Origin of the sequence: Mycobacterium sp. NPDC049093 (assembly GCF_040704635.1) — a bacterium.
In the GTDB taxonomy this organism is placed as follows: Bacteria; Actinomycetota; Actinomycetes; order Mycobacteriales; family Mycobacteriaceae; genus Mycobacterium.
The window spans coordinates 187,679-207,833 of the sequence record NZ_JBEZJS010000008.1 but is presented as its reverse complement, the minus strand read 5'-3'; the positions used below and the strand labels follow the sequence as shown (position 1 = coordinate 207,833).

Below are 20,155 nucleotides of genomic sequence, written 5' to 3'. Positions count from 1 at the left end.
ATGGCTGAGCAGACTCCCGCGTACTTCCCGGCAGATCGGCTGCCGCGCACCACTTCCGCGAGCGTGACAGGCGGTCAGGTGCTCGTCGTGTCCGGCAACGACACCGTCGCGCCGAGTGCTGCGGCGAATGAGGCGTGGCTCGGTGTCGCCGGCCATGACGCCGCCAGCGGCGCCCAGGTGGTCGTCTACACCGTGGGCGTGCACCAGGTCCCGGCTTCCGGCTCGATCGCCGCCGGCAAGCCTGTGATCGCCGCCGCTGCAGGCGCAGTGGCCGCATTCACCACCGGCACCGACAAGCCGGAACAGATCGTCGGCACCGCCCTGTCGGCGGCGGCCAACTCCAAGGTCGTCATCAAGCTGGGCCGCTGAGGCTCGGGAACACTCACAGAAAGTAGGTCACCATGCCTCAGTACCCTCCGGGCGCACCCACCATCTCGGGCGACGTCCTTTCCATCAACCGGTTCCTCAAGGACACCCCTTGGGTCGCACGGGCTTTGCGCTCGGTCGCCGACGAGCAGTTCGTCGCCGACAAGATCCTCACCGGGCAGTTCTGGACCGAATCGGGGTCGATCGGCTACGAGCAGAACGAGTCGATCTACGCCGACAACGCCCCCAAGGCTGTCCCGCCCGGCGGTGAGTACCCGATCACGAACGTGAGCACCGGGCCGGCATCGACGGCGAACACCGTCAAGTGGGGCAACGACACCCTGCTGACCGACGAGCGGATCAGCCGCGAGCGGTACAACGCGGTTCAGCGGGCGTTCCGCAAGCTGATGAACAGCCACATCCAGACCATCGACACCGTTGGTCTGTCGGCTGCCGTCTCCGCGGTCACCCAGAACACCAACGCAATCGCCTCGTGGAAGACCGGCGGCGGCACCTCGAAGATCCTGCGGGACGTGATGCGGGCAGCCACCAGCATCATCAACCTGAAGCAGGGCTACATGCCCAACGCGATCTTCGTCGAGCCGCAGGTGTTCGCCAACATCGTGTCCGACGACGACCTGATGAAGCTCCTACCGAAGGAGTACCCCGGCGTGGAGTCCACCCCGGTGCGTCAGGGCCTCAACTCGATGTTCATGCGTCAGATCGGCGGGTTCACCTGGCTCACCAGCCCGAACGCCCCGTCGACCGGCAAGGCGCTCATGCTGGACACCACGGTGTTCGGTGGCTTCACCGATGAGCGGCTGGCGTCCCCGGACTACGTGCAGACCGAGAACGGCCTGCAGGTCCAGTCGATCCGGGACAAGAACGTGGACGGTTGGCGCCTGCGCGCCCGCCGCATCACCGTGCCGATCGTGCTGGAGCCGGGCGCCGGTTGGCTCATCAACGGGGTCGACGCCTGATGTCGTACGTCGTGGACGCCCCCCTGGTTCTCGCCCGGGACCAGGAGGGCAAGGTCCATCACTGCTATCAGGGTGCGGTCATTCCGTGGCTTCCGAAGGATCTGGCCACCCACCTGCTCGATCTGGGCATGGTGCACGAAGTTGGCGGCGCGCCGGCCGTCGAGGTCGACGAGCCGGAAACCGAAGGCCCGGAATCCGGCGGCAAGCCAGTCAAGGTCGCCAACAAGGCCGTCCTGGTCAACTGGCTCATGGAGCACGGCACCTATGACCGTGACGAGCTGGAAGACCAGACCAAGGACGAGCTCTGGGCTCTGATCGAGGCCACGGACTAGGCCAGTGGCCGATTTCCTGGACGCAGTGACGTTCGCCAACTGGGCCAAGAATCCCGCGTGGGCTACTGACCCGTTGGCGGCGTCGCTGCTGACCGTCGTCTCCGACTGGATCCGGGACCGCATTCCCGCCATCGCTGACGACGACCAGGCGGCGAAGGTCGTCACGTTCGAGGTGACCCGGGACGCCATGTTGTACGGCGAATTCGGGCCTGTCACCTCCTTCACCAAGATTGTCGGGCACCGGCAGCAGACCGCGGCGATCGACCGGGCCGCGGTGGAGAAGTTCATCACCGACCGGCATAAGCGGATGCTCGGGCTGCCGATCAAGGCGGCGCCGCGCGGGCACTTCCCGAAGTGTGACTACTGATGCGTCTCGGTGGTCAACGGGTCGGGATTGTTCGGAATGTCCCGGTGCTCGACGGCGCCGGGCACCCGGTGCTCGACGAGTTCATGGTGCCGCAGACCACCGAACTGACGGTGTGGGTGGACAACTGCCTGTTCGAAACCCAGTCGACGGCTGAGGATTCCACCGCGATCACGACCACAACGCGTGAGCAGGCGTGGTGTTTCATGCCGGTCGCCGGTGGACAGGTCCCCGCGGTCGATGACGCGAACACACCCGCACCCATCACAGTCGATGATTTCACCTCGGTGACGCGGCTGACCGAGCGCGGCCGGGAATTCGAGATGATCGGTCCCGCGGTCCTCGAGATTGACCTCGACGGGCGTGAGGATCACGTGTTCTGCCTGTGTGAGAGGCGGCTGGGCTAATGGCGAGACGCAAGAACGCGCTCGTGGAGCTCGGTGTGCCGCAGGCCGCCATCGACGAGGAGCTGCGTAAGTCGGCCGAGGTGAAGGCCGAGAAGAAGCGTGTGGCACAGCAGATGGCTGACCATGCGAAGTCCATCTCACCGGTAGATCACGGCGACTACGCCAAGGACTGGAAGGTCGACCAGGGCAAGGGCTTCGACGGCGAAACCCGTGTCGTCAACGAGAACTTCAAGGCCCACTGGATCGAAGACGGCACTGGCGGCGAAACACCGACACCCGAGTACGCCGTGGGTGCGCGCACTGCCATCGCATTCGGTGGCACCGCCGAAGACGTGATCAACAGGCCAGAATGACCGTCCCCCTCTACCCCCTGACGGTTCCGAACGCCCAGGCGTTCATGCTGGCGCACCTCGCGCCCCTCGGGCCGTGCGGCTTGATCCGGAAGGAAACCGAGCCGGCGCCGATCTTCCGCCAGGTCAACCGCATCGACGGTGCCGACGACCTGAATTCGCAGTGCGATCGGGCGATCTTGTCGGTGCACACGTTCGCCTCGGACCCGAGCGAAGCGATCCGGCAGGGCGACATCACCCACCGCCGCATCCTGCTGCTCGACTCCGAACTGTTCGACGTGCCCATGGCTGGCGGGATCGTCAACGCTGACTGGCTCGACGTGCAGCAATACCCCGCGCTGCGGGACTACAAGGCCGACAACGTGTTCCGCGTGAAAGCGGTGTACGAGCTCAGCCTTTCCTACGTCATCGCCTGAGTGGCGGTGCGCGGCCACGGCCGCATCTAGCCCATCTCCAAACTGCCGGATTGCTTTCCGGTTCATCACCGATCCGAAAGGAGCGTCAGATGACGCAACCCGCAACCGGCACGACCCCCTCGGCCGGTGGTTACCTCGACGTCGACAACCGGTTCCAGGGCGGTCACCGCACTGGCCTGATCGCGGTGTTCTTCCGCGACTTCCGTGGCGCCGACACCGACATCTCCCCGCACAACCCCAATGGCAGCGTGAAGTTCTCGCCGTTCGCCCTCGACGGGAAGTTGCGCGACGACCTGCGCGCATTCAAGCGCGTAAACGGCACCTGGGTGCCCAATACGGATCCGAACGAGGGCTGGATTCAGGCCGGCGCGTTCGGCGACGGCAATGGCCCCTCGCAGAAGCCGAACATCACCACCGACAAGCAGCGCATCGAGCAGTCAGCCTGGCCGTTCGAGCAGGAGGTCACCGAGCAGGAGGAACCATTCACCTTCCAGGCCCTGCAGAACCTGTGGCCCGGAATCCTGCGGCTGCGCAACAACCTTCCCCTGTCGGACTCCAACGGCAACCTGCTGGTGGAAACCCCCGGTGAGGCCAACTTTGGTGTCTCTCAGAAGCTGGAGCCAGGCGGGCCCGCGCGCCAGTTCCTGCTGTACGGCATCCGCAAGCGCGAAGGCAAGTACGTCTACGAGATCGATGCGTACGACTACTGCACCCTCTCGAACATCGGTGAGCGGAAGTTCGGCAAAAAGGGCACCGCAGCTGAGTTGACATTCGACCCTGCCCCGTCGGGGTACTTCATGGCCATGGTTGACGGTGAGTATGTGCAGATCATCAAGCACACATTCATCGGTGGCGACGCTTGGGAGGGCTTCGGCGTTCCGGTGCCGTCCGTTTACAACGTGGCCGTTGGTGCCGCGTCGGCCGGCACGTTCACGCTGACGTTCCGCGGCAACACCACCGCAGGTATCGCCTACAACGCCACGGCGTCCGCGGTGAAGACGGCTCTCGTGGCGCTGGACGACGGGTTCACCGCCGCGGACTGGAATGTCACCGGCACGGGTCCGTGGGTGGTCACTACGCCAGGTGGTGCGCTGACCGGCTCAGGTTCGGGCCTGACTGGCGGCACGTTCGCGATCACCACCTAACAAGACCTCGCGGGGCGGGCGCCGGGCTACGCCCGCCCCGCGAGCTACACCCCTCATAGCCCAAAGCCCAATAGCCCGAAAGGAAATAGCCCCATGCCGGACACCGACGAAACCACACCCGAAGTCAAGCACCCCGTAAAGCCCCGGGAGGCCCGCGAGCAGGCCACCGAGTATCTCGGCTTCATGGGCAGCGAGGTCTACGACCTCGGCGGTGGGGACACCTGGGAGCTTCCCAACCCGCAGCTCATGCCACCGGACATGGAAGCCCGCTACAACGAGCACCTCCGGTTCATGACCGAGGACCTCGACACCGACAACCGCAAGGACCCCATCACCGGGGAAGAGCGGCCCGTGCAGAAGTTCCCGCTGCGCCACAAGGGTGAACTGATCAACGACAAAGAACTGCTGGCTGTCGCGCTGATGGGGGATGCGACGTACAAGAAGTTCCTCAAGGCCGGCGGTGTGCCCGGACAGATCGCAACCGCATGGCAGATGATGAACCGACAGTTCCAGGAGCGTCTGAAACAAGACTCGAAAAGTCGTTGAGGCAGCGGCACTTTGGTGCCGCTACCCCGACGAAATCGCGAACGGGCTACTTGCTCACTATCACGGCATAGATATCAGGCAGTGGCATCGCGGCGACCGAGACAAATATGGATGCCTCAAGCTTTCAAGTCGACTTCTGCTCAGTCTGATTCGCGGGTTCCCCGAAGAGTCGGAATTCAAGACCCAGGCCGGTGCGCCGTTCGGACGTGATGGCGATTGGTCGATTCTCAAGAGAATGACTGCGGCCCTGCATAAAGAGGTCGCGGCGTATCGGGCCAGCAAATATGCGGGCACCGAGCATGAGTACGAGTACACGGTGTTCCAGTCGCCCAGTGAGGCGCGGGAACGCGCCGAAGAGGCGCAGGCCGAAGAGGACTTCTACGACGACGAGATCGAGAAGTTGGCGGCCGAATTCGGCGACACATAAATCGGAGGTGAGTAGTGGCTGTTGCGATCCCGGTCGGTGCTGAGCTCGATGAGCGGACCGCCACCGCTGTAGCTCAACGCGCCGTACGGGTATTCGCTGATGCAGGCGACAACGCTGGCCGGAAGTTCTCCGAGGCGATGGCTGTCGGAATGAACACCGGCAACGCTGAGCTGAAGAAGTCAGCCGACAAGGTCACCGACGCTTACGACAAGATGAGCGACGCGGCCGGCCGGACCCGTGAGGCTGAAGAGAAGCTGAATCAGGCCCGCAACGCCGGAAACCACACGCAGATCGTCTCGCGTGCCGAGGCTTTGGAGCGCGCTCGACGTGCCGAAGCGCGTGCCTTACGGGACGCCACCGACGCATACCGCGACTACGAGAACGCTGCGAACGGTGCTGGCCAGTCATTCATGGACAGCCTGCGGGACTCCATCTCTGGCGCAGGTACCACTGGGCGTGACGCTGCAGGGGACTTCGTCAGCGGGTTCGCCGGCGCGTCAACACTGACGAGACTGGGTGCCGCGGGTGGGCCGATCGGTCTGGCCTTGGCTGGTGTCGCAGTGCTTGGCGTTGGCGCTGGCAAGCTGCTGGCCAGTGGCATCGCGGATGGGTTGGCGACGATCCAACTGCAGGACCAGTTCCAGGCGTCGATGGGGCTCGATGAGGCGTCGATGTCGCGGTTTGCGAACGCGGCGGGGCAGGCGTACGCGAACAACTTCGGTGAGTCCCTCGCGGACAACCTGGCCACTGCACGGTCTGCGCTGCAGGCGGGCCTGATCGAGCCCACCTCTTCGGATGTTGACGTGCAGAACGTCATCCAGCAGGTGCAGGGTGTCTCGTCGGTTACGGGTGCGTCTGCGCAGGAGTTGTCCCGGTCGGTCACGACGCTCATGCGTACGGGGTTCGCAGGGTCGGTGTCTGAGGCTTTGGATGTCATCACCGCGGGCTTCCAAAAGGGCATGGATGTGTCTCAGGACTGGCTGGACACGATCAACGAGTACTCCACCCAGTTCCGCAAGCTCGGTCTGGATGCTGGCGAGTTCATGACGCTGCTGCATCAGGGACTTGAGGGTGGCGCTCGGGACACCGACAAGGTGGCTGACTCGTTGAAGGAGTTCAGCATTCGCGCTGTCGACGGGTCGAAGTCGACGAAGGAAGGTTTCGAGGCTCTCGGGTTCAACGCTGACGAGATGGGGCGACGGTTCGCGGCGGGTGGTGAGACTGCAAAGGTTGCGTTCGGCGCTGTCCTGGAGGCGTTGCGTTCCACCGGTGATGCGCAGCAGCAGGCACTGATTTGGCAGCGGTTGTTCGGCACCCAGTGGGAAGACATGGGTGACGCCATCAATCGGCTGAGCCTGGATCCGGCGAAGAACGAGTTTCGGGATTTGCAGGGCACTTCGGAGACTGCGACGAAGACGGCGACCGACAACTTTATCTCGGAGTGGGAGGCCGCTACCAGGGCTGTCAGTCAGGCGTTCTCGAATCTGAAAACTGAGATTGCGGACTGGTTTTCCAGCATCCCGGGGCTGCGTGAGTTGCTGCGGGCTGTGCCTGGCCTTTTGGGTGTGGGTGAGGACTATAAGGGTCCGCCGATTCCGACTGCGCCGAGGGTGTACGGGCCTGCGAATCCGCTGCCGGTGACGGGCCCTCCGATGGGTGGCGGGTTGGGTGACCTTCTCAGCCCCGGAGTTGGGCCCACTGATAGTGGGTTGCCTCCGGCTCTCAATGGGCCGCAACTCGTCCCGCCCGGGTCTGGTGACTACTACAAGCGGCTGTACCCGCAGCAGCCTGTGGCAGCAGGTCCGCCGGCGCCAGTACCCGGTGATCGCACCCCGATCCCCGGCGCCGATGCTGCCGGTGGAGGCGACAAGGCCAAGCCGTCGTTCGATCCGTCGCAGTACTCGGTGGATGCGATCCCAGTTCCCGGTGCTATGCCGGGGATGCCGAATGTGGCGGCGATCGGGCAGGTGGACCCGCAGAAGGTTTATGACGCGGAGACGTCGCTGATGTCGTCGCGGAACAGTGTGGAGCAGGCCCGCATTCGCGTCTTGGAGTTGGAGGCCGAGGGGACCGCGACGGCGCAAGAGCTTGCCCAGGCCCGTAACGGTGTGACGATGGCTGAGCGGCAGTATGTGTCGGCTCAGACGAAACTGGCTGAGGCGCAGCAGGGTACGTGGAAGAAGATGGAATCCGCGGCCAAGAGCTTTGGCCAGGGCATGGATCAGATCGGTGTCGCGCTCGACAACGATCTTGGTATCTCGAAGGGCCTGCCCGGGTTGGCTGAGAACCTGGTGAAATTCGTGGGGAGTCTCGCGGCGGCACCGCTTGAAGCTCAGTTGGCGGCGATCTCGAAGTACAACCCGATCCAGGGCGGCTATGGACTGGCCGGAATCATGGGCGCTCAAGGCGCGTTCGGCCCGCGGTACACCCAATCCCAATACGCCACATCGGCGATGGGCCCGGCGATGCTGCGCGCCCCAGGCGGCTATGGCGGATACAGCGATGCAGCACTGTTGGCCAATGTCCCGTCAGGCAGCTATTCGCAGACTGGTATCGCCGACCTGACAAGGGGGATCGGTGACTGCTCCAGTGCGGTTGAGGATCTCGTCAACATCTTGGATGGTCGTCCGACTGGGGGCCGATCGATGTCCACCGGGAACGCGGCCGAGTGGTTGACCGCTCGCGGCTTCGTGCCGGGAATGGGTGGTCCGGGTGACTTCCGCGTCGGTTACAACAGCGGACACATGCAGGCCACGCTGCCGGGCGGAACAAACTTCAACTGGGGCAGTGATTCCTCGGCTGCTCAACGGGGCATGGACGGCGGCTCCGGCGCGTACGATCCGTCATTCACATCGCACTACTACCGGCCCAGTGGTGGTGGTGTTGCAGCAGCATCCGCGCCAGCCGCCACGCCTACCGCTCCGGCGGCAGTGGGCACCTCGCCTGGCCTGATCGCGCTGCCTACCCCGAGCAACGCGGACATCTACAGCCCCGCCAACCAGGACCCCGGATTGACCACTGGCGCACCCGCGCTGTCGGGGGTGCCGTCGATGCCGGGCGGGATGATGCCCGGGGTTGGCGCTCCGCAGGCTGCTCCGTTCGCGTCGACGGCCACCGGTGGTATCGCGTATCCCGCGATGCCTGGCGGTGGTGGCATAGGCGCCGGTGGCGGCTTGATGGAGGGCGCGATGATGGCCGCTGGCGGTTTGGACATGCTCGCACCCGGGGCGGGGCAGGCCGCGCAGACCGGGATGAAGCTGGCGAACCGTGCGATCCAGTTCGGCTCCCAGGTCGCTGGCATCGGTGTGTCCGGGTTGATGGAGACGTTCCTGCCATCGGGTTCCCCGCTGGGCAGCATCGGCAATTCGTGGTTCGGAAAGGCCGCGGGTGCTATCGCTTCCGCACGTCCCGCACTGCCGAATACGGCCGCGCAGCAAGCCCCTCCGAACCCGAACGCACAAGCCGCCGGACAGCAGCAGGGCGGCAAGGGCGACACCAACATTGAGCTGAACTACACCAACCAGCAGGCCACTGAGGACCGCGCCGGCGCAGACATTAGCCGCCACCTTGAAGCCACGAATTCCCCGGCAGGTAAGCGGTGATCAGCATCCCCAGCGGTGACATCGTCCCGCACGGCGCCTACCACCACCTCAAGGGCCGTATCCCCACGGTGACGCTGTGGGCGTACGACGACTCGATCAAGGTGTCCATGATGGGCGGCCAGTCCCACCCGGATCGGCACGCCAACCCCGAGTACGTGCAGATCAAGAAAGACGGCATCAAGGGTCTGATCGCGCCGTGGGACTTCATCGACCAGAAGGGCGCCACGGAGGACGGGGTTACGTTCGTCGACGCTCTGCAGGGCCCGACTGAGGTGGAGATCAAGGTGATCTGCCACGGCCGGGATCCCAAGCATCTCCGCAAGGTTCGGCGGCTTCTGTTCGCTGCGATCGACAAGAAACTGACATCGGAGTTGTCGTTCATCGACCAGGACTGTGGCCGCTGGTGGTCCGATGTCCGCTGGTTCAAGGGCCCGCCCGAGGCAGACAAGATCGGCGAGGCGGTCTCGCAGGAGATCACTCTGGTGTTGCGGGCGGACAACGGGTTTTGGCGCACTTATCCCGACACGGACATGTTCGAGTTCGCCTACGAGGCGATGACGGACAGCTTCACCGAAGACAACCGTGCCACTCAGGATCTGGGGGATATCCCGCAGTACTACACGGGCGATGGTGGCGGGTTCTGCACCTCGTACAACGGTCAGATGTTCTGGTGGGATGACCCCGCGGATCCGGTCACCACTGAATCGCGTGAGGTGGTCAACGGTCCCTGGCCCGGGTTTGAGACCGACACCAACAACCAGGTGATCTCCCAGGTGCATGGCGGATTCCAGGAGTGGTCGGTGCCCGAGTCGGCGCGAAACACTCTGTGGGGCCGGATGAACCACAACCCCGACGGCACGTGGGCCGGTGACGGGGTGCGCTGCTACTACGGCAACGGCGCGATCCTGTTGTCGTACTTCGTCAACTTCGAGCAGGTCGGCATCATCCGAACCCTGCCGCTCCTGTTCCCGCCGACACTAGGGGAGAAGTTCACCCTCGTCTGCGGCTATGAGGGTGACGAGCGGATGTTCAAAGTTCTGCGCAACGGGGCTGTAATCCTGTCGGCGGCCGAGCTGGGGACGGGCTCGAAGCTGGGCCCGGATCACCGCGGTGTCGGCAACGGCATGTTCGCCGCCGCGGCGCTGATCACTCAGGCCACCCCGTCACCGATCAGCAAGCTGTCCGCCGGCGACAACGCCACCGTCACACAGTCAGGGTTTCTGCGCCGGAGAAACATTGGCGATCAGCCAATGCCCGACAAGTACACCTGTTTCGGGCCAGGCACCTTCAAGTTCGCTGTCGCCCCGGGGAGTTCGGAGATGGTCGAGTTCGGGCCGCTGCTGCCGAACCAGGTGGTGCATATCGACACGTCGCGGCAGTCACCGAAGGTCAAGGATCTGACGTCGGTGCCGCCGACGCCGCAGGAACTCAACATTTGGCAACAGGCGTTGAAAGACTTCATCGACTGGGCGAACGCCAACAATGTTCCGCCGTTGTTGCAGCAGATCGAATCGGCGTTCGGCATCGTCCCGCCGCAGGGCAACCTGTTGTCGCTGCTGAAAGGGCGGTGGAACAAGGACTCGGCGATCCCCGCGAAATCCCCGGGTACGCCAGATTCCCTGGTGCCGGACTACTTCGTGAAGGTGTCCATCGAGGGCGGCAATGCCGACTCGAAGATCCTGGTGAGCGGAACCCCGCTGCGGAGAAACCCGGTCTGATGGTCGGCTTTGTGGGCGGTGGGTCATGACGACCACCGCGGACCTCGCGCGCCTGAACGACAACCTGCTGCACGGCGATATCTCCATGCGCGCCATGGCCGCGGAGAAGTTGGCGAAGCTGCAGGACGAGGCCGACACCGACTGGATTTTCACGCGGACCGACAAGTTCTGGACGCGGCAACTGGGGTTCGGCGCCGACCTCATGGAGTCGTCGGGCAACGATCCACGCAACGACAAGGGTGCCGCCACCTTCAAACTGAAGGGCGACAGCGACCACATCGCGGCGATGAAGCTGTGCCGCAAAGAGATGGTCGGGGTCATCGTCGAGACGGCCGGCGTCAAGATGCCCTACTACGTCGACACTCACGACTGGGCATATGAGAAGGCCGCGTGGACGGGAACCGCTCGCTGCCTGGGCATCTGGGACATTTTGAACTACCTGACCATATTTCCGTCATGGTGGCTTCCCATCCAGGCTCAGCCGTTCTCTCACGCGATCTTCGTGGGCCCCATCGTGACGGTGATCGAAAACATGATCTCCGAGTGCGCGTTGCGTATCCAGGCCGGCATCTGGGAGATGGTCAACAACGGGTTCTCGCTGAATCCTGATGTGCGGGCGTGGTTCGGCACGATCCTGTCGGCGATCGAGCGTGACGGGCTGTCGCCGGAGACGTTCCTGGAGATGCTCAAGACGCCCATGTATGTGGTGCGCACCAACCCGTTCTTCGACGGTTCTCCGTTGGTGGCCAAGACGGTTCGCATGGAGTCGTGCGGAACGGTCATCAAGGATCTGACGAAGGCGTACGGCGTCGACGTGAGCGTGTCCTTGTGGGAGGTGGGGGATCCGCAGCCGGACCGGTGGGCGAATCTCACGAAGCCCACCTATGTGGTGACGGTGAAGGACCGCAGCCAGATCACGGGGCCTACCGGCACTGTGGTGGATTCGATCTTCCGCACGGTCGTGGACCTCGGCGGGTCGCTGGGCGATATTTTCTCGCCGATCATTCAGCAGGTCCAGTCGATGCCGGGCGTGTATGTCGCACCGAAGTTGGGGGTGAATTTCCACGAACCGTACGCGGTTGTGGTTGCGCCCGAACACGGCGGGGACTCGCCTCTGGTGTCGTGCAAGGTCACTGACCACAGCCCCAAGGCGTGGCAGATCATCATCGGCGGTAAGTCTCCGAAGTGGCTGAACGATCTGATCAACGCCACGCTGTCCTGGCTGATCGACTCGATTTCCATCGTCCTTGGATTCACAGGCATCCCAAGCAATCTGCTCGACGGGTTCATGAACGATGCGTTCTTCGCGTTCCAGATGCTGCAGCACTACGGCCGGCGCTCGGACATGGGGCCGATGCACCCGAACATCGAGGTCGTCGTGCCCACTCAGGCGGCCCCGTACAACGTCGAAGCGATCTTCACGTTCCTGACGACACTGTTCGACACCCGCGGGTACACCTCCGCGCAGGCAGTGCTGAAGAACGCCCCATACGGCCCACTCGCGTTGGGCCGCGACTTCTTCAAGGGCGGACTGTTCTCCCTCATCTACCCGGTGCCCGGTGGTGGGTGGGAGATGTACACGGACTACGTCGAAGACACCCCTTGGCGATTCAGCCCGAAAGACAGGGAGTTGCTGGTGCAGATCGGTGACGGCAAGGCCGAAGAAGCATCCATCGCCAAGCATCAGCGATTTATCACCGGGCTGTTCGAAGCCTTCAATGTCGCAACTCTGGCCCCGAGATCCTAGGAGCGCATCGTGCCTACAGAGCCCTATCCCACGAAGGTCGTTGACGGGGAAGAGTATTGGCTTGTTCCCTGCCTGGTTCCGAAGGAGTCCGACCCGGAGCGCGGCGCATATATTTTCTTCGCGAAGCCGCTCGATGGAACGTCGGGAATTGCGGGCTTGGTGCAGGGCGATCCGGGCCCGTGGACAGAGTTCCTGGAAGAGGTGCCGGTCACTGAGCTGGCGAACAACGATCCGACACCGATGGGCGCGGGGATCACGGTGACTCAGCCGGGCGGTCCGGGCACTCCTCAGCGGGTGCAACTCAGCCTGGCGTTGCGTACCGGCAAGGACGGCAACGACGGTGATGCGACATGGGATCCCACCGACCTGAATCCGACCCCTGTGTCGGGCACCGTGCCGGCGGTGAACTCTGCCGGCGACGGGTTCGACCTGGTTCCGCAGAAGGCTAGTCGGTCGCATTGGGCCGGCAGTCTGAACAACGCGCCTGCGGGCACGACAGCGACGTATCAGCTCGGCGTGATCTCTATCGCCGCCGGAATCTATCAGGCCCCGATCCGGCTCCGCCCCAACGCCGGTGCAACGGTCATCGGTTCCAGCTCGGATCTGAAGGTCGACATCGTGGCCCGCCTAGGCGCCGCTGACGGTCCGATCATCGGCTACGGGCATGGAGTCTCGGGAGTGCAGACCCAGCGCACCAGCATTGTCTCCGGGCCGCCTGCAGGCACGGCAGCGTCGAATGCGGACTACTTCGTTGCGGCCGGTGCTGCGGCGACCATCTATCTGATGGCGGAGAAGAAGTCTGGTGCGGCGACGTTCTCGACGACGGAGCCGTGGTTCAGCATTGACGTGGAGTACGTGTGACCGATCCGCTACCGGAGTGGGCCCGGGCGACACCGAATCTGGAGTCGCTGCACAATCTCCCGGACGTTCCGTGGGGTGGCTACAACAAGCAGGACGTGCCGCTGCCATCGCTGCCGGACCTCGGCGAGTTCGTCAAGCGTTTCCTGGAGAAGGCCCTTGAGCAGGTCGTCATGGCCGTGGTCGGGTTCTTCATCCCGGGTGTCTCTTCGTTCGAGCAGTTGAAGGACTGGGCTGAAAATCTGGGCGCTCAGATCACGTCGTTCATCTACACCGCGGCTGGGATCAATCTGGCGTCTTGGGATGACTTCGTGGCCAGCCTGGCGGACGGCAAAGGCATTGACCTGCCGTTACTGAAGGCGGGTTTGGATTTTCTGTCGGCGCTGTTCAATGGCTTGGACTTCGACGACCTGCCGACCGCCGCTGAGGCGTGGCAGTTGGTCGCGACCGTGTTCCTGGCCCCGCTGAATCTGTTCGCGATCCCGGATGATGTGCAGGCTGATATCAACGCGGCGCTCGGGAACATGAAGGACGCTCTCAACGGCACCTACACGGGTTCGGGCCCGATCTTCTTGGCGATCAAAGCCGCTGCAGCTCAGTGGCTTACGGGTACGTCGCCGGTCATCACATCGATCCAGGGCGACGCTACGAGTGCCCAGAACAACTGGACGTCGTGGTTGTCGGGTGGCGCGTGGGGCAGTGTCGGCGCGTCGGTGGCCGACTTCCTTGGCACGAAGTCGACGGCGAACACCGCAGCGACGGACGCCACAACGGCGCTGTCGGATGCTGCTGATGCGCAGTCAGCGGCATCGGGTGCCCAGTCGACTGCGACGACGGCGCAGTCTCAGGCGCAGGGTGTGATCACTCAGATTTTCAACAAGCTCGGCGGCAACAATGCGGGCTCCGCGACTCAGTCGCAGGCGAATGCGGTGATGTTGGCGTTGGCTTCGACGATCAGCGCCCAGGGCGCGGCGATCAACGCGTTGCAGAACATTCTGGAGGGCGCGAACGGATTCTCTGCGTCGGTCCCGTTCCGGCAACCTGAGACGCAAGTATTCGACGTGGCAGGCAACTACACCCCGGTACTGCCAGCGTGGTTCAACCACGCCACAGACTCGGCGGATGTCATCACGGTGGGCGCCGGCAGTGGCGGTAGCGGTGGTTTCACTGACTCGTCGACTGCGGGTACCGATTCTGTTTTCAAGGTGGCGGGTGTTACCAAGGCAACTGGCACGGGTGGTGCGGCGCAGGGGCCTGGATTCGGTAGCGGCTTCGGCGCCAGCCCCGGCAACCTGACGCACCTCGACATCCTGTACGTCGGTGGCGCGGCGGCTTCGGCAACAAAGGATGGCAACCCGCCCGGTGGCGGTGGCGGTTCAGGCGAGTGGTTCAGCAACCTCGGCAAGGGCGGCAACGCGGGCTCATGGGACAGCATCACGCTCGCCCCCGGGCAGGCGAGTGGTGCGCTATCCCTCACGGTCGGCGCGGGCGGCGCGGGGATCAACCTGTTCAATGCGGCTGACGGTGCTGATGGTTGCGGGTGGCTGCGGGCGCGCCCCGCGATGCCTGCGGCGTTCACTTCGATGGGCACGTTGCTGTTGCCGACGTTCCGGCTGAATACTGGTGTGGCGCTGACTGATGCGATGACGGCGGCGGCGACGTGGAGCCGGGTGCCGCCCGGTGGCGCGTCGGGTGGGCACATCCTGATCATCCGCGCCAACACCGGTTTCACGACGTACGTGTACCTGTGGGTGAAAACCGTTGGCGGCGTAACGAACTACGAAATGGGCCGAGTGTCCAGCGGTGTCAAGACGGTTTTCCCCGGAAAAACTGGCACCATCGCCGAAGCTGTGCCGTTCAACGCGTTCTCCCTGACCTCCGATGACGGCTACATCTATACGATCGCCGTCAACGGGACCCCGTTCGACTCGTACGACGACACCGCGCACGGCTCCTCGATGGGTGCCACCTACCGGTCCGGCGGTTGGGCATCGTCGGATTCCGCGCTGCCCGGGTCGATCATTCAGTTCGCGTTCCTCGACTCGGGGACGCCGTCGCGGATCGTGTCCAATACGGTCGCCACGTCACAGGGCACCAGCAGCACCAGCTACACCGACCTAGCCACCACCGGCCCGTCCGTGACGCTGAACGTGCCCCCGTCCGGGGAGATCGTCGTCGACTTCTCCGCCTACCTGACGACGTCGACCAACCTGAACGTCCGCGGATACATGACGTTCGTGCTGTCCGGCGCGAACACGCTCGCCGCGAGTGACGCGCGCGCGGCTGCAGGTTGGGGCGTGTCCACCGGCGGCCTGGTCGGAACCATCGGCCGCCCAATCCACCTCACCGGTTTGAATCCCGGCACAACCACTATCAAGGCCGTCTACAAGGCCAGTGCCGCCACTGCGACGTTCTCTGATCGTCACCTCATCGTCGAACCGAAACCCTAAGGAGAGTTGTGCCTTTCATGCCAGCAGATCCCATCATCCAGCCCACCTATCAGTCGATGCAGTTCGACGGGACCGCCGCCGCTGCCGCCGAAATCGTCTTCGCGATCGACTCCGGCCTGCAGGGCAACCTGCTCATCCGCGCCACGGTTGAGGGCTTCCGCGAGGGCGACACGGTGCACTGGCGCATCCGCCTGCAACGCCCTGACGGTAGCCCGGAGATGGTTGCCGACACGGGCGCGTGGATCGTCGTCGTCTCCACTGGTGTGATTCGTGTTCTGTCCGACGCGGAGTACCGCGCCGAGTTCAATGTGCCGCAAGGGGTCTGACATGGTCGCGCAACCGTGGATCGATGCGATCGTGCTCGGCGCCGGGTCCGGCGGCGGTGGAGGGGTGTCGAATCCGCCGTCTCAGCCGCGCGTGAATTTGGCCGCCGTCCTCGCTGCTGTGTTGGTTCCGGTGTCGATCATCGGGTTCGCTATCGGGCTTGGGGTGTGGTGGTGATCCGCCCGCTCGCTGCGGGTGTGGGTATCGGCCTGTCCCTGTTCGCTGCAGCGTTCGCCGTCTTCTACTACGGCATCTGGCCGGTCAGCGCGATCGTCGACCGCGACACCATCCATCACCACTAACCACTCGTCTTCCGAAGCCCTGGCGCCGATTCGGTGACCGGGGCTTTGTCGTGAAAGGACTTGCCGTGAACATCCTTGCCCCGCTCATGAAGCCGCTCGGTGAAGCCATCTTCGCGGCCGCCGTCGCCTGGCTGAAAGATCCCGCCAACCGCGACGACGCCGAGAAGGTCGGCAACTGGCTGATCGACAAGCTCACCGACGCGATCCCCGGAACCTGGGATGACAACCTGCTTGATGGCCTGGCATCCCGTATCGCCGGGTTCCTGAAGATCCCTGGTGTTGACCAGCTCGTCTCATTGCTGGGCAAGTTCGGCATCCGATGACGACCAAGGATCAGGTCGCGCAGCTCATCGTCGGCGAAGCCCAGAAGCGCGGCCACACCCGCAATGAGTGCCTTGCTGAGATGTCCTGCCTCTACCAAGAGTCCGGGTGGTCCGACACCATCTGGGATCCGACGCACACCACCTACGGTGTCGCGCAACAGGACGGTTCATATCCGAACCGGTTCGACGGTGCCGCCGCGCAGATCGCCGCGTTCTACGACCGGCTCGACACTCAGCGGCGCAAACCCGGTGCCAGCGCGGATATCTGGCTGAACATCTGCTGGCTGCAGCAAGCCCCGAACTGGCCGTCCGCCGACTACTGGTACGCCAACGGCCGCCGCGCATACCTCACCGAAATCAAGTCACGCATCGCCGTCGTGACGCCCTACCTCGACAAGTACTGGCCCACCACCGGAGGAGAACCCGTGGCCGACAACCGCCCTGACTTCAACGAGTGGCCGATGTGGAGCCCCAACAACTCCAGCCGCAACGGCACCAAGGTCGACCTGTTCATCCTGCACACCCAAGAGGGCGGCGGCGGTGACTCTGCCGCCGAGGATCTGGCGAAGTACCTGCAGGGCAACGGGGTTTCGTACCACTACACGGTCGGCCAAGCATCTGACGGCGGCGTGACCGTCGTCGACGTGGTGGACACCGACTACGCATCCTGGTCAGTGCTGTCCGCGAACGGGCGGTCGATCAACTTGTGTTTCGCCGGGTCTCGCGCGTCCTGGTCGCGGGCCGAATGGATGAAGCAGTCCAAGGCGATCGATGCCGCCGCGTATCTCGCGGTGCAGGACTGCAAGAAGTACGGCATCCCCCTCGTCGTCATCGGCACCGGCGGCAACTACTCGGCTGCGCGCGCGGGCGTCACCGATCACCAGTACGTCACCAAGGTCCTGAAGGACGGCACGCACACCGATGTGGGTGGTGGGTTCCCGGTCGACTACTTCACGGAGCGGTTCAACTTCTGGGCCGCCGGCGGTCAGACCACGCCGCCAGTTGAGCAGCCGAAGCAGTTCCCGAAGGACTACAGCGACCGCGAACTGCTGGAGGCGATGGCTGCCGACGCCCGTGAGATCCGCACCCAGCTCGGCGCCGGCCTCGACGAGTGGGGCGAGGACGGCGACCTCGGCCGCAACGCCCAGGGCCAACGCCGCACGCTCCGCGCCGGCCTGGCCGCGCTCATCCGCAAGACGGGCGCCTGATGTACATCGGCGGGCAGTACGTCGGACTTGGCGAGGGGGACCGTAGCCCTGAAATCGTCAAACTCAAGGCGCGGCTCAAGAAGCTATACACCCCGGCCCGCAACACCCTCGATGACGGAGACCTGTTCACTACCGCCCTGACCGTCGAGGTCAAGCGAGTGCAGGGCGTCTACACCACCGAGGGCAGACCGGGCGCCCCGCACTACATCCCCGGTGTGGTGAACGTCGAGTTCAAGTACGACGTCGGCCTGCTGAAGCGCCCCGATCCGGTGCTGTCCATCGTGTTCACAGTTGAGGGGCACCAGAGCAACATGTTCCAAGGCCCGTGCGCGCAGACGGCCAGCCAATTGGAGCAGCAAGGCGTATGCCACTGGAAACCGGTGGGGGACTGGGACACCACCGCGCTGCCCTTCAAGAACGCGACCGGTGTCGAGGCGCTGTACCGCCAGCTCTCCAGCCAGTGGATCGAAGGCCCACCCGTCGACCCGAACAACCCGGACGGCCCGAAGGTCATGTGGTGGTTCGGCCCCGAAGTCTTGTGGGGCGGCATCGCATTCAGCCAGGGCGCGATGATCTTCTGCGAGTTCATGTGGAAGTACGTCCTGCCACCGAACGCCCCGCTGCACTACCGGCTCAAGACATTCCGCCGCGGCCTCATGTTCGGCAACCCGCGTCGCGCCAAAGACGCCGTGTGCTCATGGGCCCAAAGCCCACCGGACCCGGGCACTAGCGGAATCATGACAAACAGACTGTTCGACGCCAACGCTGAGGGCATCGGCGACCGCTGGGCAGAACATCCCAACGACGACGACATGTTCGCCGAAGTCGACGACGACGAAGCCGGCCGGGATCAGACCGCCATCGCCCGCATCGTCACCGAGAACTCATGGGTCGGCGGACCCACTGCACTCTTCAGCCGCGTGCTGGCCCTCTTCGGCAACCCGATTGGCGAGGGATTCGCCGCCGTGAAAGCGACATTCGACGCTGTCATGTTCCTCGCCGCCAACCCGAACCCCCACTACTCCACGTTCGCCACCCCGGGGGACGTGGAGTGGATGCGCGGCGTAGCCGCCTGAAACGAAAGGCACTCTCATGTTCACTCTGCAGTTCTGGAAAGACGCCGCCGACCGAGTCCTGTCCACCGCCGCATTCGCCTTCATCGGATACCTCGTGTCCATCGACGGATTCGACCTGTGGTCGGTGAACTGGAAAGCCGCCATCAACGTCACCGTCGTTGCCGCACTCGGCTCGTTGATCAAGGCCGGGTTCGTCGGCAAGCTGCCCATCGGCACACCGAACTCGGCAACACCGGTGAAGCTGGACACCGAGGGATGAGCCGCCCGTGTGCAGTCGACGAAAGGCCCAAGCCGTGATCCTGCGAGGGTTCCGCCGCGGCGTAGACCGATTCCTCGACGCACTCGACAGCGAAGGCGTCATCCTCTTCCAAATCGTCGTCTACGCACACATGATCCTCGGCGGCCTCTACTGCCTCTTCATCGCGCAAGGCGTCCCACAATCCGTCGGACAAGCCATGGGCCCATTCGTCGAATTCGTGTGGCTATGGCTATTCGTCGGCATGTCCATCTGCCTCATCGGCAAATACCTATCCTCCGCCCCCGACAAAACACGGTTCTGGGTCTACCGCCTCGGCCTGTGGCTGCAGCTCGGCGGAGACGTGTCCGCGTTCGGCGGATTCGCCGGCTACGTCATCGGCACCCTACAAATGGCATGGTGGGGAAAATCCGTGGTCGCCGTGTTCGGGTTCGCCGCCTACGCCTGGTGCGCCGCGTTCCTCGCACTGCGCGACATCCGCCGCATCACCCAAGCCCGCAAGGCACTACGCCGCGCCGAGAAAGAAGACTCGTGAACCCATCGGTCGCGTCCGTCATTGTCGCCGTGGTTGGTGTCGCTGGCATCGTCATCGGTGGCATCATTCAGGCCATCGTTGGCCGTGGCGGTCGACGCGCGGACATGACCGACAAGATCACCTCATCGTATGACCGACGCCTGGACCGCATGGATCAGGACTACGAGAAGTTGGAGAAGCAGTGCGCGAAGTGTGAGACCGAGTACGGGGCGATGAAGAAGGTGCTGCGGGCCTTGGTGCGGGCGTGGGATTCAGAGGACCACGCCGCGATCAGTGCCGCGATCGCGGCGGTGCGAGAGCTCACGTGATGCCTGACCGTCAGCTTCTGTGTCACTGTGCCGTATACATCGGTGTCACGTGCGCGCTGTGCGCGTCGCTGCTCACTTACGTGCTCTGCCGCGTCCTCATGTAGCGATACGATCT

Annotated in this window: 24 protein-coding genes; all 24 read left to right on the top strand. The window is 64.1% G+C overall.

Annotated features, from left to right (window positions below; translation table 11 throughout):
• The 24 genes from AB0876_RS28730 to AB0876_RS28615 all read left to right on the top strand — a co-directional run bounded on the left by AB0876_RS28730 (position 1) and on the right by AB0876_RS28615 (position 20,040).
• A complete protein-coding gene (locus AB0876_RS28730) occupies positions 1–369 on the top strand; it encodes a capsid cement protein (protein ID WP_526043572.1) in 369 nt (122 codons plus the stop codon).
• A 32-nt stretch (positions 370–401) separates the two neighbouring features.
• On the top strand, positions 402–1,346 hold the full coding sequence (locus AB0876_RS28725; protein WP_526043571.1) for a phage major capsid protein: 945 nt from the start codon (positions 402–404) through the stop codon (positions 1,344–1,346).
• Positions 1,346–1,678 (top strand): hypothetical protein, encoded by a 333-nt coding sequence (locus AB0876_RS28720; protein WP_526043570.1) that lies wholly within the window; start codon positions 1,346–1,348, stop codon positions 1,676–1,678. Before AB0876_RS28725 ends, AB0876_RS28720 begins: the two co-directional genes overlap by 1 nt.
• Before the next feature lie 4 nt (positions 1,679–1,682).
• Positions 1,683–2,045, top strand: coding sequence for a hypothetical protein (locus AB0876_RS28715; protein WP_526041270.1), 363 nt, complete (start codon positions 1,683–1,685; stop codon positions 2,043–2,045).
• Positions 2,045–2,449: a hypothetical protein gene (locus tag AB0876_RS28710; protein ID WP_526043569.1), complete on the top strand. Its 405-nt coding sequence runs from the start codon at positions 2,045–2,047 to the stop codon at positions 2,447–2,449. Before AB0876_RS28715 ends, AB0876_RS28710 begins: the two co-directional genes overlap by 1 nt.
• Positions 2,449–2,802, top strand: coding sequence for an HK97 gp10 family phage protein (locus AB0876_RS28705; RefSeq protein ID WP_526043568.1), 354 nt, complete (start codon positions 2,449–2,451; stop codon positions 2,800–2,802). Before AB0876_RS28710 ends, AB0876_RS28705 begins: the two co-directional genes overlap by 1 nt.
• Positions 2,799–3,215 carry a hypothetical protein gene (locus tag AB0876_RS28700; RefSeq protein WP_526043567.1) on the top strand — a complete coding sequence of 139 codons (417 nt, stop codon included), beginning with the start codon at positions 2,799–2,801 and terminating at the stop codon, positions 3,213–3,215. The genes AB0876_RS28705 and AB0876_RS28700 overlap by 4 nt, the downstream gene beginning before the upstream one ends.
• 89 nt (positions 3,216–3,304) lie before the next feature.
• On the top strand, positions 3,305–4,360 hold the full coding sequence (locus tag AB0876_RS28695) for a hypothetical protein (protein WP_526043566.1): 1,056 nt from the start codon (positions 3,305–3,307) through the stop codon (positions 4,358–4,360).
• A 93-nt stretch (positions 4,361–4,453) separates the two neighbouring features.
• Complete coding sequence (locus AB0876_RS28690) at positions 4,454–4,906, top strand: hypothetical protein (RefSeq protein WP_526043565.1); 453 nt, start codon at positions 4,454–4,456, stop codon at positions 4,904–4,906.
• Between the two features lie 235 nt (positions 4,907–5,141).
• Positions 5,142–5,333: a hypothetical protein gene (locus AB0876_RS28685; protein ID WP_526043564.1), complete on the top strand. Its 192-nt coding sequence runs from the start codon at positions 5,142–5,144 to the stop codon at positions 5,331–5,333.
• A 14-nt stretch (positions 5,334–5,347) separates the two neighbouring features.
• Entirely contained in the window at positions 5,348–8,935 is a 3,588-nt protein-coding gene (locus AB0876_RS28680; protein WP_526043563.1) for a phage tail tape measure protein, read from the top strand.
• On the top strand, positions 8,932–10,653 hold the full coding sequence (locus AB0876_RS28675; protein WP_526043562.1) for a DUF7257 domain-containing protein: 1,722 nt from the start codon (positions 8,932–8,934) through the stop codon (positions 10,651–10,653). Before AB0876_RS28680 ends, AB0876_RS28675 begins: the two co-directional genes overlap by 4 nt.
• A gap of 25 nt (positions 10,654–10,678) precedes the next feature.
• Positions 10,679–12,400, top strand: coding sequence for a Gp37-like protein (locus AB0876_RS28670; RefSeq protein WP_526043561.1), 1,722 nt, complete (start codon positions 10,679–10,681; stop codon positions 12,398–12,400).
• Positions 12,401–12,409: 9 nt separating this feature from the next.
• Positions 12,410–13,261, top strand: a complete 852-nt coding sequence (locus AB0876_RS28665; RefSeq protein ID WP_526043560.1) for a hypothetical protein — start codon at positions 12,410–12,412, stop codon at positions 13,259–13,261.
• A complete protein-coding gene (locus AB0876_RS28660) occupies positions 13,258–15,708 on the top strand; it encodes a hypothetical protein (RefSeq protein WP_526043559.1) in 2,451 nt (816 codons plus the stop codon). Before AB0876_RS28665 ends, AB0876_RS28660 begins: the two co-directional genes overlap by 4 nt.
• A 17-nt stretch (positions 15,709–15,725) precedes the next feature.
• Positions 15,726–16,034 (top strand): hypothetical protein, encoded by a 309-nt coding sequence (locus AB0876_RS28655; RefSeq protein ID WP_526043558.1) that lies wholly within the window; start codon positions 15,726–15,728, stop codon positions 16,032–16,034.
• A 1-nt stretch (position 16,035) separates the two neighbouring features.
• Positions 16,036–16,209, top strand: a complete 174-nt coding sequence (locus AB0876_RS28650) for a hypothetical protein (protein WP_526043557.1) — start codon at positions 16,036–16,038, stop codon at positions 16,207–16,209.
• Positions 16,206–16,334: a hypothetical protein gene (locus AB0876_RS28645; RefSeq protein WP_526043556.1), complete on the top strand. Its 129-nt coding sequence runs from the start codon at positions 16,206–16,208 to the stop codon at positions 16,332–16,334. The genes AB0876_RS28650 and AB0876_RS28645 overlap by 4 nt, the downstream gene beginning before the upstream one ends.
• A gap of 65 nt (positions 16,335–16,399) precedes the next feature.
• On the top strand, positions 16,400–16,657 hold the full coding sequence (locus AB0876_RS28640) for a hypothetical protein (protein ID WP_526043555.1): 258 nt from the start codon (positions 16,400–16,402) through the stop codon (positions 16,655–16,657).
• Positions 16,654–17,865, top strand: a complete 1,212-nt coding sequence (locus AB0876_RS28635) for an N-acetylmuramoyl-L-alanine amidase (RefSeq protein ID WP_526043554.1) — start codon at positions 16,654–16,656, stop codon at positions 17,863–17,865. The genes AB0876_RS28640 and AB0876_RS28635 overlap by 4 nt, the downstream gene beginning before the upstream one ends.
• Positions 17,865–18,941, top strand: a complete 1,077-nt coding sequence (locus AB0876_RS28630) for a hypothetical protein (RefSeq protein WP_526043553.1) — start codon at positions 17,865–17,867, stop codon at positions 18,939–18,941. The genes AB0876_RS28635 and AB0876_RS28630 overlap by 1 nt, the downstream gene beginning before the upstream one ends.
• Positions 18,942–18,957: 16 nt before the next feature.
• Complete coding sequence (locus AB0876_RS28625; RefSeq protein WP_526043552.1) at positions 18,958–19,200, top strand: holin; 243 nt, start codon at positions 18,958–18,960, stop codon at positions 19,198–19,200.
• Between the two features lie 34 nt (positions 19,201–19,234).
• On the top strand, positions 19,235–19,732 hold the full coding sequence (locus AB0876_RS28620) for a hypothetical protein (protein ID WP_526043551.1): 498 nt from the start codon (positions 19,235–19,237) through the stop codon (positions 19,730–19,732).
• Complete coding sequence (locus tag AB0876_RS28615; RefSeq protein WP_526043550.1) at positions 19,729–20,040, top strand: hypothetical protein; 312 nt, start codon at positions 19,729–19,731, stop codon at positions 20,038–20,040. Before AB0876_RS28620 ends, AB0876_RS28615 begins: the two co-directional genes overlap by 4 nt.
• Positions 20,041–20,155: the final 115 nt, after the last annotated feature.

What these genes read in the sequence shown, in the direction of transcription:
- AB0876_RS28730 (WP_526043572.1), top strand. Translation starts at nt 1, where the DNA reads ATGGCTGAGCAGACTCCCGCGTACTTCCCGGCAGATCGGCTGCCGCGC.
- AB0876_RS28635 (WP_526043554.1), top strand. Translation starts at nt 16,654, where the DNA reads ATGACGACCAAGGATCAGGTCGCGCAGCTCATCGTCGGCGAAGCCCAG.
- AB0876_RS28685 (WP_526043564.1), top strand. Translation starts at nt 5,142, where the DNA reads ATGACTGCGGCCCTGCATAAAGAGGTCGCGGCGTATCGGGCCAGCAAA.
- AB0876_RS28710 (WP_526043569.1), top strand. Translation starts at nt 2,045, where the DNA reads ATGCGTCTCGGTGGTCAACGGGTCGGGATTGTTCGGAATGTCCCGGTG.
- AB0876_RS28690 (WP_526043565.1), top strand. Translation starts at nt 4,454, where the DNA reads ATGCCGGACACCGACGAAACCACACCCGAAGTCAAGCACCCCGTAAAG.
- AB0876_RS28625 (WP_526043552.1), top strand. Translation starts at nt 18,958, where the DNA reads ATGTTCACTCTGCAGTTCTGGAAAGACGCCGCCGACCGAGTCCTGTCC.
- AB0876_RS28705 (WP_526043568.1), top strand. Translation starts at nt 2,449, where the DNA reads ATGGCGAGACGCAAGAACGCGCTCGTGGAGCTCGGTGTGCCGCAGGCC.
- AB0876_RS28720 (WP_526043570.1), top strand. Translation starts at nt 1,346, where the DNA reads ATGTCGTACGTCGTGGACGCCCCCCTGGTTCTCGCCCGGGACCAGGAG.
- AB0876_RS28650 (WP_526043557.1), top strand. Translation starts at nt 16,036, where the DNA reads ATGGTCGCGCAACCGTGGATCGATGCGATCGTGCTCGGCGCCGGGTCC.
- AB0876_RS28630 (WP_526043553.1), top strand. Translation starts at nt 17,865, where the DNA reads ATGTACATCGGCGGGCAGTACGTCGGACTTGGCGAGGGGGACCGTAGC.
- AB0876_RS28695 (WP_526043566.1), top strand. Translation starts at nt 3,305, where the DNA reads ATGACGCAACCCGCAACCGGCACGACCCCCTCGGCCGGTGGTTACCTC.
- AB0876_RS28670 (WP_526043561.1), top strand. Translation starts at nt 10,679, where the DNA reads ATGACGACCACCGCGGACCTCGCGCGCCTGAACGACAACCTGCTGCAC.
- AB0876_RS28700 (WP_526043567.1), top strand. Translation starts at nt 2,799, where the DNA reads ATGACCGTCCCCCTCTACCCCCTGACGGTTCCGAACGCCCAGGCGTTC.
- AB0876_RS28655 (WP_526043558.1), top strand. Translation starts at nt 15,726, where the DNA reads ATGCCAGCAGATCCCATCATCCAGCCCACCTATCAGTCGATGCAGTTC.
- AB0876_RS28725 (WP_526043571.1), top strand. Translation starts at nt 402, where the DNA reads ATGCCTCAGTACCCTCCGGGCGCACCCACCATCTCGGGCGACGTCCTT.